At 72.3% G+C, this 12,445-nt stretch carries 7 protein-coding genes and 1 pseudogene; 5 read left to right on the top strand and 3 right to left on the bottom strand.

Annotated features, from left to right (window positions below; all coding sequences use genetic code 11):
• Positions 1 to 4: 4 nt before the first annotated feature.
• Together ACGF4F_RS23250 and ACGF4F_RS23245 are read left to right on the top strand one after the other, a co-directional pair.
• Positions 5 to 1,228 carry a histidine kinase gene (locus tag ACGF4F_RS23250; RefSeq protein ID WP_357434339.1) on the top strand — a complete coding sequence of 408 codons (1,224 nt, stop codon included), beginning with the start codon at positions 5 to 7 and terminating at the stop codon, positions 1,226 to 1,228.
• Between the two features lie 34 nt (positions 1,229 to 1,262).
• Entirely contained in the window at positions 1,263 to 2,024 is a 762-nt protein-coding gene (locus ACGF4F_RS23245) for a LytTR family DNA-binding domain-containing protein (RefSeq protein ID WP_357434340.1), read from the top strand.
• Between the two features lie 87 nt (positions 2,025 to 2,111).
• On the opposite strand, the gene ACGF4F_RS23240 is transcribed toward ACGF4F_RS23245, so the two are convergent.
• The 3 genes and pseudogenes from ACGF4F_RS23240 to ACGF4F_RS23230 all read right to left on the bottom strand — a co-directional run.
• Entirely contained in the window at positions 2,112 to 3,317 is a 1,206-nt protein-coding gene (locus ACGF4F_RS23240) for a hypothetical protein (RefSeq protein WP_357434341.1), read from the bottom strand.
• Positions 3,304 to 3,825, bottom strand: coding sequence for a sigma-70 family RNA polymerase sigma factor (locus tag ACGF4F_RS23235; RefSeq protein WP_357434342.1), 522 nt, complete (start codon positions 3,823 to 3,825; stop codon positions 3,304 to 3,306). The genes ACGF4F_RS23240 and ACGF4F_RS23235 overlap by 14 nt, the downstream gene beginning before the upstream one ends.
• 60 nt (positions 3,826 to 3,885) lie before the next feature.
• A pseudogene (locus ACGF4F_RS23230) lies at positions 3,886 to 4,185 on the bottom strand (Uma2 family endonuclease); the annotation flags it as partial.
• A 197-nt stretch (positions 4,186 to 4,382) separates the two neighbouring features.
• Here ACGF4F_RS23230 and ACGF4F_RS23225 point away from each other — a divergent pair.
• From ACGF4F_RS23225 to ACGF4F_RS23215, 3 genes are all read left to right on the top strand, one after another.
• Positions 4,383 to 4,826, top strand: coding sequence for a hypothetical protein (locus tag ACGF4F_RS23225; protein ID WP_357434343.1), 444 nt, complete (start codon positions 4,383 to 4,385; stop codon positions 4,824 to 4,826).
• 1 nt (position 4,827) lies between these two features.
• Positions 4,828 to 6,468 carry a cation acetate symporter gene (locus ACGF4F_RS23220; protein WP_357434344.1) on the top strand — a complete coding sequence of 547 codons (1,641 nt, stop codon included), beginning with the start codon at positions 4,828 to 4,830 and terminating at the stop codon, positions 6,466 to 6,468.
• Between the two features lie 178 nt (positions 6,469 to 6,646).
• Positions 6,647 to 12,445, top strand: a complete 5,799-nt coding sequence (locus tag ACGF4F_RS23215; RefSeq protein WP_393080196.1) for a hypothetical protein — start codon at positions 6,647 to 6,649, stop codon at positions 12,443 to 12,445.

Below are 12,445 nucleotides of genomic sequence, written 5' to 3'. Positions count from 1 at the left end.
GGCCGTGGGTGGCAACCTCTCCGCCGTCTTCGGCGTCGTCTCGCTGGTCACCGCGCTCGCCGCGGCACTCTGGGCGGTGCTGCGGCTGCGCGCCCGGCGGGGCATCGCCACGGCCACCCAGCGGGCCACCTACGAGGTGCTGCACACCGCCGGCCTCGCCGCCGAGCCGCTGCGGGCCGGGTTGAGCAGCACGGGCGCGGCGAAGGCCGTACGCCATCTGCGGGCGCTGGTGGGCGCGGCCGGGCTGGCCCTGACGGACCGGGAGGCCCTGCTCGCCCTCGACGGGCGCGGCGCGCACCACGGCGACCAGTTGCTCGCGGCGGCCCGGCGGGCGGCGTCCGCCGGGCGGTCGACCGTGCTGCGGGAGTCGGAGCTGCGCTGCGACCTGGTGGACTGCCCGGTGCGGGGCGCGGTGGTGGCGCCGCTGAGCGCGGACGGCCGGGTGGTCGGGGCGCTGGTGGCGATCGCCGACGAGCAGCCGGCCCCGGGGCTGGTGCAGGCGACCCTGGAGACCGCGCACTGGGCCGGCGACCAGCTCGCCCTGGCCGAGCTGGACTCGTCCCGGGAGCGGCTGGCCCGGGCCGAGGTACGCGCCCTGCGCGCCCAGATCAGCCCGCACTTCATCTACAACGCGTTGACCGCGATCGGCTCGTTCGTCCGGACCGACCCGGAGCGGGCCCGGGAGCTGATCCTCGAGTTCGCCGAGTTCACCCGGTACTCGTTCCGGGCGCACGGCGAGTTCACCACCCTCGCCGAGGAGCTGCGCTCGATCGACCGGTATCTGACCATCGAGCGGGCCCGGTTCGGCGACCGGCTCCAGGTGCGCCTGCAGATCGCCCCGGAGGTGCTGCCGGTGACCCTGCCGTTCCTCTGCCTCCAGCCGCTCGTGGAGAACGCGGTCCGGCACGGGTTGTCCCGCAAGCCGGGCACCGGCATGGTGAGCATCGAGGCCCGGGACGCGGGCGCCGAGTGCCACATCACGGTGGAGGACGACGGAGTGGGGATGGATCCGACCACGCTCACCGCCGGCATTGCCGAGCTGGCCGCCGCGGGCGGCGACCCGACCGACGACGCGGGGCAGCACGTGGGCCTGTCGAACGTCGACGAGCGGCTGCGGTCGGTCTTCGGGGACCGGTTCGGCCTGACCGTCGAGACCGGCCTGGGCTCGGGTACGAAGGTGAGCATGCGGGTGCCGAAGTTCCATCCCGGGGTACGGGCGGGTTCGTGAGCGAGCGCGGCGAGCGAACGGCGGGGTCAGCGCAGTGACGGCATCCGGTTTTCTCAGGGTGCTGGCGGTGGACGACGAGCCGCCGGCGCTGGACGAGCTGGCGTACCACCTGCGGGCCGATCCCCGGGTGGCCCGGCTGCACACGGCCGGGGACGCCACCGAGGCGCTGCGGGTGCTCCGCGACGCCGACGTGGACGTCGTCTTCCTGGACATCCGGATGCCCGGGCTGGACGGGATGGAGCTGGCCCGGGTGCTGCGGCGGTTCGCCCGGCCGCCGGCGATCGTCTTCGTCACCGCGTACGACGACGGCGCGGTCGACGCGTTCGACCTGGGCGCCACCGACTACGTGCGCAAGCCGGTACGCGCCGAGCGGCTGGCCGAGTCGCTGCGCCGGGTGATCGGCTCCCGGGTGGTGCCGTCGCACCCGGCGGCCCTGGCCCGGGCGGAGGAGGACCCGACCATCCCGATCGAGCTGGCCGGGACGACCCGGATGCTGCCCCGCTCGGCGGTGCGCTGGGTGGAGGCGCAGGGCGACTACGCCCGGCTGCACACCGCGGACGCTTCGCACCTGGTCCGGGTCTCGCTGGCCACCCTCGCCGAGCGCTGGGCGGACGCCGGTTTCGTGCGGATCCACCGGTCGTACCTGGTGCAGTTGAAGCTGATCGCGGAGCTGCGGCTGGTCAACTCGGGCTACGTGGTGGTGATCGACGGGACGGAGCTGCCGGTCAGCCGCCGGCACACGCGGGAACTGAAGGACAAGCTGGTCCGGGCGGCGAAACAGGACTGGAACCGCTGAAACGGCGCTCGGCCGTCCGGCCGGCACGGCGAGCAACGCCCGGTCCGGCCGCGGCGGCACGGCCGTTCGGCCGCGCCGCCGCGCCAATCAGAGGGCGAGGTCGAACTGGGTCCAGGTACGCCCGTCGCGGGTGAGGACGAAATGGTCCGGCTCGCCGTTCGACCCGTCGTACCGGCCGAAGAGCCAGGCATAGCCGGGGGCGACACTGACCGAACCGACGGGCCAGCCCTTCCCCCGCGCCACCGTGAAACTCCGTCCGTCGTCCCGGCTGACCAAAACTTCGGCCGAGTGGCTGTCCTCCGGGCCGGTCTGCGTGATCGCCAGCAGGGACCCGTCCGTCCCCACCGTCAGGTCCCAGTGCGGTCCCTCCGGCAGGTCGGCGCCGGTGGCGGTCCAGCTCGCCCCGCCGTCCGTGGTCCGCGCCAGCGTGGTCGAGCCGGCCGGGGACGACATCAGCTGGTACCCCTCCCGGTCGTCGACCCCCACCAGCGCCAGGAGGCTCGTACTGTCCGGTGGCTGCCAGGTCTTCCAGGTCGCGCCCCGGTCGGCGCTGCGGGCCCCGGTGGTCGCCGCACCACCTGCCCGGTACGTCGCCCAGATGGTGCCATCCGGAGCCGGGTAGAGGCTGAACAGCTGGAGCGGCGACGGCGGCTCGCCTGTGAGCCGGTAAACCTTGCCGGTCGACGGGTCCACCGCCAGCGGCTCATTCATCGCCCCGCAGCCGAACTGGCAGAAGACCGGCCGGGCTGCCGCCGGAAACGCGCGCACCCCCACGATCGCCCGGTCCGCGTCATGCCACGTACGGCCGTAGTCCGTTGAGAGGCGGAGCAGTCCACCGTCGTCGACCAGATACGACCGGTCACCGAGCACGGAGTACTCCAGTTTCTCCGCCGTCTCGGTGGAGCCACGCTTGCATCTGGTGGCCTGGTACCGGGCCGCGTCCCAGTCGGACCAGGTCCGGCCCCCGTCGTCGGTGCGCGCGAAGCGGAGTAGACAGCTGTCGATGCGCACGTCCACCCCCGAGGCGGGACCGGTAAGCGTGAAGTCGCCGGGGTTGCCAAACAGGGTGGGACCGGGCGATGGCCTGTCCGGCACCGCCGGCTCATGCTGCTCTGGCGGGGACACCAGCGGTACGACCGCCATCGCGGCCAGCGCGGCCAGGGCCGTCGCCGCTAGCGCGACCGACCGGTGCCGGCGGGAGCGGGCTACAGCACGCAACTCATCGAGGGGCGGCTGCCGAACGGCGTCTGTCATGGTGTCGATGTCGAAGCCGGAGAACTCACGATCGGACATCGGTCCTCCTGGTGCTCGTGCTGCCAGTGACGTCGGAGTCGCTGAGCAGCGCTGCCAGAGCCTGCCGCCCACGGGAGAGGCGGGACTTCACCGTGCCGGCGGAGACGCCGAGGGTTGCCGCGACCTCGTCGACCGGCAGGTCGACGAGGTAGTGCAGGGCCAGCGCGTGTCGCTGCCCCTCGGGCAGGTCCCGCAACGCCGCCAGCAGGGCCAGGTGCTCTGGCGAGCGATCGGCGACGGCGGGTGGCGGACCGATCCGGAGCAGCAACCGGTCCAGCACGCGTCGCCGCCGGTGCCGGCTGCGAGCCACGTTCACCGCGACCCGCCGCAGCCACGCCTCCGGGTTGTCAAGCCGGGCGAACCGTCCGGGCGCCGTCAGAGCCCGGGTGAACGCCTCCTGGACCGCCTCCTGTGCCTCACTCAGATCCCCGGTCACCGCGTAGATCTGGACCACCAGCCGGCGGAAGCAGCCAGCGTAGAGCTCGGAGATCAATTCACCGTCGGACACCGTCACCTCCCCTCTCCACCTCTCCCACTCGCGGGCGGGGACGAAGGTTCCGGGACGCGCTCAGAAGATGTCAGCGACCGGGAGGACAAGCGGGAACGGCTGATCCGTTCGGAGGACTTCCGCCGCGCCGAGGACGGCCGTCTCCCGGTAGCCGCCGACGTGCTCCAGCACGGTCAGCGTCTGCTTCCGTGGCTCCACCAGCCAGTAGCGGGGGATGTCGGCCGCAGCGTATTCGTGGCGCTTGAGCACCAGGTCCCGGCCGGCGTTGTTCGGCGAGATCACCTCGACCACGAGGAGCACATCAGCCGGGTCGAGCGCGGCACCGCTCCGGTCGAGGGCGTCCTCCCGGGCCACGAAGAGATCCGGTACGGGTCACCGTCACACCTCCTCCCTACCCGACCACCCTGACATCCCGCCCCGTCGTCCACAACGAACCCACCGTCATCCACCGGGTTGTCCACAGGAGTGACGCGTTCTCCACAAGTTGTCCACAGGCCGGTGCGACGGACGCCTCGCGGAGCCTTGACATTCGCGGTGATCAGGCGAGACTGCCGGAGATGACCGGAGCGGACGATCGGGGCGTTCCGGGGCGGCCGGCTGCCGCTCCGGTGCCGGCCCCGCGCGCGGCCGAGCCGCCCCGGCGTACCCGGATCGTGCTGGCCGAGGTGTCCCGCTCGGGCAGCCGGGCGGACCGCACCCGCTCCGAACTGACCCAGCAGACCCGGGTCGGCGAGGCGCTGGTCCGGGGGCTGGTGCGGGCCCAGCTCGCGCTGGCCCTGCGGCTCAGCCTGCTGGTGCTGATCGGGCTGGGCGGCCTGCCCTGGCTGTTCGCCATCGCACCCTCGGTCGGTCGGGTCACCGTGCTCGGGGTCAACCTGCCGTGGCTGCTGCTCGGGGTGGCCGCGTTCCCGTTTCTGATCGCGGTCGGCTGGGCGTACGTGCGGCTGGCCGAACGGAACGAGCAGGACTTCACCGACCTGGTCCAGCGGCCGGAGCGCTGAGATGGGCAACGGGTACGTCGTCCCGGCCATCGTGGCGGTCACCCTGGTCACGGTCGGGATCGGCTTCTACGGGCTGCGGCTGGCCCGCACGACCTCCGACTTCCTGGTCGCCTCCCGGGCGATCAGCCCGACCTGGAACGCCGCCGCGATCGGCGGCGAGTACCTGTCGGCGGCGAGCTTCCTGGGCGTGGCCGGCCTGATCCTCAAGTACGGCGTGGACGTGCTCTGGTACCCGGTCGGCTTCGCCGCCGGCTATTTGGCACTGCTGCTCTTCGTGGCCGCCCCGCTGCGCCGCTCGGGGGCGTTCACCCTGCCGGACTTCTGCGAGGTGCGGCTCGGCTCGCGGCGGCTGCGCAAGCTGGCCACCGTCTTCGTGATCTTCATCGGCTGGCTCTACCTGGTGCCCCAGCTCCAGGGCGCCGGACTGACCCTGGCCACGGTCGCCGGCTCGCCGTACCCGGTGGGTGCGCTGCTGGTCGCCGTGGTGGTGACCGCGAACGTGGCGCTGGGCGGGATGCGGGCGATCACCTTCGTCCAGGCCTTCCAGTACTGGTTGAAGCTGACCGCGCTGGCCGTACCCGCGATCTTCCTGGCGTTGCAGTGGCAGGCCGACGCCCGCCCGGCGGTGACCCCGCCCGACGGGCCGGCGTTCCGGACCGCGACCACCGTCGTGGTCGAGCACCGCGCGACCCTCACCTTCCCCGACGGCGACGTCCGGGAGGTACGCCCCGGCGACCGGCTCGACTTCGCCGCCGGCGACCCGGTGCCGGAGGTCTCCGGTACGGCCACCGACGCGGCGGACTGGCTGCTGCCGGACACCGCCGGGGACGACGACCGGGGGCTGTTCGCGACGTACTCGCTGATCCTGGCCACCTTCCTCGGCACCATGGGGCTGCCGCACGTGCTGGTGCGCTTCTACACCAACCCGGACGGCGCGGCCGCCCGCCGGACCACCCTGGTGGTGCTCGCCCTGGTGGGTGTCTTCTACCTGCTGCCCACCATCTACGGCGTGCTGGGCCGGATCTACACCCCGCAACTGCTGGTCACCGGCCAGACCGACGCGGTGGTGGTGCTGCTGCCCGGGGCGGTGCTCGGCGACGGGCAGGTCGGCCGGCTGCTCGCCGCGCTGGTCGCCGCCGGGGCGTTCGCCGCGTTCCTCTCCACCTCATCCGGGCTGCTCACCAGCGTGGCTGGGGTGATCTCCACCGACGTCCTCGGCCGCGGCTCGGTACGCGGCTTCCGGCTGGCCACGGTGATCGCCGGCGGGGTGCCGGCGGTGCTCGCGCTCAATCTGTCCGGGCTGGACGTCTCCCAGGTGGTCGGGCTGGCCTTCGCGGTGGCCGCGTCGAGCTTCTGCCCGCTGCTGGTGCTGGGCATCTGGTGGCGCGGGCTGACCGACCTGGGCGCCGCCGCCGGGGTGCTGGTGGGCGGCGGTGCCGCGATGGGCGCCGTGCTGCTCACCGTGCTGGGTCCGCCGCTGACCGGTTGGCCGGCCACGTTGACCACCCAGCCGGCCGCGTGGACCGTGCCGCTGGCGTTCACGGTGATGGTGGCGGTCTCGATCGCCACCCGGCGGCGGCTCCCGCCCGACGTCGGCACCACCATGCTCCGCCTGCACGCCCCGGAGGCGCTGCGGCTCTGAGCGTGTCCAGGCCTGAGCGGGTGGCGCATCGTGACGATCGCGCTGGGCGAACGGCACGGACGCAGGGGGCTCTGCCGTCAAGTGGCGGAGATGTCCGAAACCCGATTAATCAGTGGACATATTTCGATGTCACAAGAAAGGCTTGTCGCATTTATCGCCACCCGGGGGAGGCGTCCTCATGCGCAGCCGCGCAAGGCTCGGCCGTACGTTCCTGACCACCGCCGCCGCTATCGCCCTGTTGACCGGCCAACTCGCCGTACCAGATCCGGCCCGGGCGGAGCCCGGCCCGGGGGCACCGAAGCCCGGCACGGCAACCGCGAAACCCGACCCGACCACGCCGGACGGCACGGCCCCGGACCCGAACGGGCCGTCGCGTACCGCGATCATGCCGCAGCTCGACCAGGTGCCGCCCGTCAACCCGGCACCCGGCTCGGTGCGGGTCGACCGGGGGCCGTCCGCCGCGCTGACACCGATCGCCCCGCTACCCGCGGTCGATCCGGCCGCCGGGACGGTCGCCATCGACCGGGCCCCGGTCGTGCCGGACCCGCCGGTCCGGCCCGCGCCGCTCACCCTGCCGCTGCATCCGGGCCAGGAACTGGTCGACGCCACCGCCGCGGATGCCATCACCACGCTCGACCGGGCCGGCCGGCTCCACCCGGACCGCACCCCGGACCTGGACGCCCGCAAGCTCCAGCCCCAGGTCTCCTCGGCCCAGTTCGTCGATCCGGCGCAGCCGGTCACACTGGAAGCGCTGATCACGGCTCTCGCCAGCGGAAACATCCCGCCGCCCCTGCCGGTCGACCCGCTGGCGCTGCTCGAGCAGCTGCCCGACGGCATTCCGCGCATCACCTACCGGATCTGCTCGGAGTCGGCCACCAAGACGGTGTCCTGCTCGCTCACCCTGCCGCTGGCCGTACCCGCGATCGTGGACGTGACCGGCGACGGCACCCCGGACGTGCTGGCCGACCTGCTGCCGGTGGCGCTGCCCGGCGACGTGGTCGCCGCGGTGCGCCAGCTCCTCGAGGTGCAGTCCGCCCTCAAGGCGGCCCAGGACCGCCTCGCCGTCGTCCTGGAGCTGCTCAAGGACCCGCTCCAGGTCATCCTCCATCCCGAACTGCTGCTCGAACGGCTGCGGTTGCAGGACCTGATCGCGGATCTCCAGGCGCAGCTGGCGGACAAGCTGGAGGCCCTGCTCGACCTGATCAACGTCGGCGTCGCCCTGCTGGCGCTCCGCCTGCCCACCAGCGAACTGGCCGGCCAGCCGCTGCCGGCACACGTCTGGGCCGTCTACGACATCCCCGGCCACCAGCGGCTCTCGGTCGGCTTCGACGGGCTGCGGCGCGGCACCACCCTGCCGACCGGCACGTTGGGGCTGTTCACCTTCAACCCGGTGACCCTGCTGCGGGGCGTGTACGACATCCAGGCCCGGCTGCTCCAGGGCGGTGCCGGCGACGCGCTCGCGGTGACCGCCGGGCTGGCCTCGGTGACCGACGACAGCGCGGGTGACCCGTACCAGCCGACGGTGGCGAGTGCCCGCTTCTCCCCCGTACCGTCGATCTTCTCGGCACGGGCCCGGATCGATCCGGGCAGCGACACCACCGACCAGCACGTGCTGGTGGACTCGACCAGCGACAAGGCCACCCAGCTGGACGTCCAGGTGCTCAGCAACCGTGACGGCGTCGACGAGTTCACCCAGCTCGTCGTCGACGAGCTGCCCACCAGCGTGTCCGTCGAGCTGACCCGGCCACCGGGCGGGAAGGCCACCCTCGCCTACCGGGCGTCCGCCGGCATCGACCGGGTGCTCTTCGCCGACTTCGGCTACCAGCCGGCGGGCCTGGTCAACGCGGTCCAGGCCAGCGCCGAGGCGATTCCCACCTCGTTCGACGCGGCGTTGGCGAACACCGACACCGGGGTCGACCTCGACTACACCGCGAGCAGCCAGCTCGCCGCGCTGGACGTCGCCGTGTACGACAAGGCCGGCGGCCTGGTCGGCCGGGGCTCGCTGCGCAAGCTGCCCACCGAGGTGACCCTCACCGCCGACACCGGCGCCAGCCACGTGACGTTCAACGGCGCCCAGCCGCTCGGCTCCGGCACCGTGGCCATCTCGCGCAACCTCGGCGCGTTCGCGCCGTACGACAGCGACCACGCGACGCTGGTCACCGCTGGCACCGCGCTGGGCGTCTCCGCCCGGGTCACCGGAATGCGGCAGGTCGACGCCTACTACGACGGGCATCCCCGGCTGACCACCACGTTCGATCCGGGCGGCCAACCCTTCGTCGCCGCCGGTGACCTGGACGGGCTGCACAAGGCCCGGCTGGAGCTCTCCAATCTGCCGGCCACCGCGTCGCTGGACGTGGACACGGCGGCGCGTACGGTCGCGTACCAGACCAGCTCGGTGATCCACCGGGTGTTCGCCGCGTACACCAACACGGCCGCCGGGCCGACCCTGTTCGCCACCGTCACCGAGCTGCCCGAACGGATCAACCTCTCCTACGACCTGGGTGACCGGCCTCGACTGCGGTACGAGGCGACCAGCCGGGTGCAGAAGGTGGAGGTGTTCGCCAGCCCGGCGCACGTGGAGACGTTGCGCCCGCAGCAGGACCACTACCTGTCGGCCGCCGCGGCCGGGCTGGCCACCACCATGGACTTCCTGCTGGACCTGCCGGCCCGGCACCTCGACGGCACCCAGTCCGATCCGCTGACCAGCCTGGCGGCGGTGGTCCGGTTGCCGTCCGGTGGCCGGGACTGGACCGCGATGGCCGACCTGACCGGCGTGCCGGCCCGGTTCGACGCCGACTTCGCCGAGGGCACCTATCGGTTCCGGGGCCTGTCCGGGCCGCTCGGCGGGGCCCGGCTCGCGGTCACCAACCACGGCGGCCAGGTCGCCCCGACCGGGGTGCACCTGGGCGTGCACTACCGGCAGGTCACCGGTGACCTGGACGGCAGCGTGTCGGTGCGCAACCTGTCCTGGGTGGAATACGCGCGCGACGGCGGCGGGCAGACCTTCCGGCTGGACACCGACACCGGCGGCGATCCGGTGTTCGTGGACGCGGACGTGCTGCTCGCCGCGAACGGCGTGGACGACACCCAACTCTCCGCGGTGGCCCGGGTGGACGGCCTGCCGAACACCATCCGGTCCACCTTCGCCGACGGCCGGCTCAGCTACACCGCGACCGGCCACCTCGGGCTGACCATCGGGGTACGGGTGGGCAAGGTGGGTGCGCTGGCGGGCCTGGGCGCACCGCTGTTCGCCAACGGGGTGGCCCTGGTCGGCAACGGCTGCGACACCGGCAACGGCTGCGCCAAGGACGAGAGCGTCTTCTGCACGGTGTTCGCCCGCTGCCTCGGGCTGGTCGGCACGGTCCGGCTGCCCGGGCTGCCGAGCAACCTGGCCGTGGACACCCGGGCGCGGACGGTGGTGTTCACCGGCTACCGGCCGCCGGCCGCGCCGTTGCAGGCGTACCTGCGCCTGGCCGGGCTGCTCGACAGCCTGCCGGACGTGCGGGCCCTGGCCAGCCTCTCCGGGTTGCCGGCCGAGCTGGACATGACGGTCGGCCCGGTCGAGGTCGCCGGCGGCTCGATCGACTTCCGGTACACCGCTTCGGCACCGCTGGGCAGCCTGCGCTTCGACGCCGACGTGACCACCACCGACCAGACCTTCCCGGTGGTACGCGGCCGCGCCACGATCGGCCGGCTGCCGGCCACGATGCACGTCAACGGCACGATCGGTGACCGGACCACGGTGGCGGTCCGCAACTCGGCCGCGGTGGACTCGATCGGGCTCACCGTGACCAACGCCAGCACGGGTTACCTGACCGCGTCGGTGACCGGCGTGCCGGCCACCGTGGACGCGCTGGTCGACCTGCCGGCCCGGCACGCCGAGACCACCATGTCGGCGCCGATCTCGGCGATCTCGTTCCTGGCCCACGTGCCGTACGGGGGCCGGACCTGGTCGGCGTTCGCGGACGTCCGCGGCGTACCGGCCCGGTTCGACGCGGACTGGGGCAACGGCACGTACGCGTTCCGGGCCGCCGAGGGCAGCTCGCTGGGGAGCGCGGCGTTCGCGGTGACCAACCACGCGGCCGCCCTGGCACCGGCCGGGTCGCACCTGGCCACCCACTACGACGAGGTCACCGGCAACATCGACGGCAGCGCGTCGATCACCGGACTGCAGGACGCCGAGTTCGGTCATTCCGGTTCGTCGGTCACGGCCAGCTACCACGCGCAACGGCAGACCATCGCGCTCGACGGCGACGTACGGCTGGCCGCGGGCAGCGCGCAGGACGTCCGGCTGGGGGCACTGGGCCGGCTCGGGCCGATTCCGGGCACCATCACCTTCAGCTCGAACGGCGGTGTGATCAACTACGCCGCCGACGCGACGCTGGACGTGGAGACGCAGTTCTGGCTGGGCAAGGTGGCCGCGCTGGACGGGCTGGGGGCGCCGCGCTACGCCAACGGCGCCTCGGTGGTGGACCGGAGCTGCACCGTCGGGCCGGGCTGCGCCAACCAGGGCCCGTTCTGCGTGGACGGGAAGTGCTTCGGGTTGACCGGGATCATCAACGTCTCGGGGCTGCCCAGCCGGGTGACCGTCGACCCGACCACCCGGAGCTACTCGTTCGCCGGCTACCAGCCCCGATCGAACAAGTTGACCCTGTACGTCGACGACTCGGTCTTCGTACCGTCGCCGCCGGACCGGATCAGGGCCGAGGCGACCCTGACCGACCTGCCGTCCGGGATCAACTTCACCCTCGGCCCGATCGCCCTCACCGACACGCTCAGCATCAAGTACGACTCGGACGTGGCCTCGGCCGGCATCCTGGACGTGCACGCCCAGGCCGACCAGGTGCCGAAGTTCGACTCGACCCGGGCGCTGGCCCACCTGGACCCGATCCCCGGTGGCCTGGAGGTGAGCGGCAAGGTCGGCTCGCCCACCTCGGTGCGGGTCAAGAACTCGACCGTCATCGACAACCTGTCGATCAAGGCCACGGGCACCTTCCGCAATGACCCGGCCACCGGCCAGGTGCAGCTGCGCGACGTGCCCACCGACATGACGTTCAGCGCCCGCGGATTCGGCAACGCCGAGGGAGACAACCTGCCCACGGTGGACTACACGGCGAACGACGGGCGGAACACCCTCGACATCGACGTCGAGATCGAGGCGAATCTGGTGAAGAAGACCGACGACTTCGAGGCCGGCCCCGACGATCTCGAACTGCACATCACCAACCTCGGCCACCGGACCACCGTGGAACTCGCGCCGGAGACCCAGGTCGTCACCATCACGTCCGTACCGAAGACCGACGAACTGCAGATGGTCGGCAACCTGCACCTCTCGGTGTCGAGGAAGGAGATGGACCTGGAGTTCTTCAACTGCTTCGGCCTGGTCCGCGGGTTGTTCACCGGACACGCCGAGGTGCGGGACAGCTGGATCAGCGACATCACCTTCAACCTCACCGACATCCAGGCGGCGACGCTGCGGCCCGGCAACGTCCGCACCGACCTGCCGTTCGGGCTGCCCCGCGAGTTGGGCTACCTGTTCCTGGCCTTCGACGGCACGTTCGGTCAGGCGACCATGTCGATGGCCGGCGTCCATCTCGATCTCGACATCGACCTGCTGCTCCGCATCGACAAGATCGTCGGGCCGGACTTCTTCAAGCAGGACCTCAAGCTGGTCGGGTTGTACGACAGCGTCGACTACCATCGCTACGATCTGCAGCAGCCCAGCAAGGTGACGGTCGAGGTCAGCACCTGGGGCATCCCGCTCGCCGAGATCGTCCTGGCGATCTGGCCCGGCCTGGCGGAAAAGTCCCGTAACGGGGTGACTGTGCCCGGCGGCCGGCCGAGCGTGGTGACCATGCTCGACCCGGGAGACGACGTGGACGACTACATCTTCGACCTGCTGGCGTACGCCGCCTGGCCGTTCGACGGCGAGCACGCGCCCAAGCAGGAGAACACCGGCGACGGCGGGGCGTGCTGA

The organism is Micromonospora sp. NPDC047740 (genome assembly GCF_043204735.1).
Taxonomy (GTDB): Bacteria; Actinomycetota; Actinomycetes; order Mycobacteriales; family Micromonosporaceae; genus Micromonospora.
Note: the sequence above shows the minus strand (reverse complement) of the source record. Positions and strands in the feature narration are given on the sequence as shown.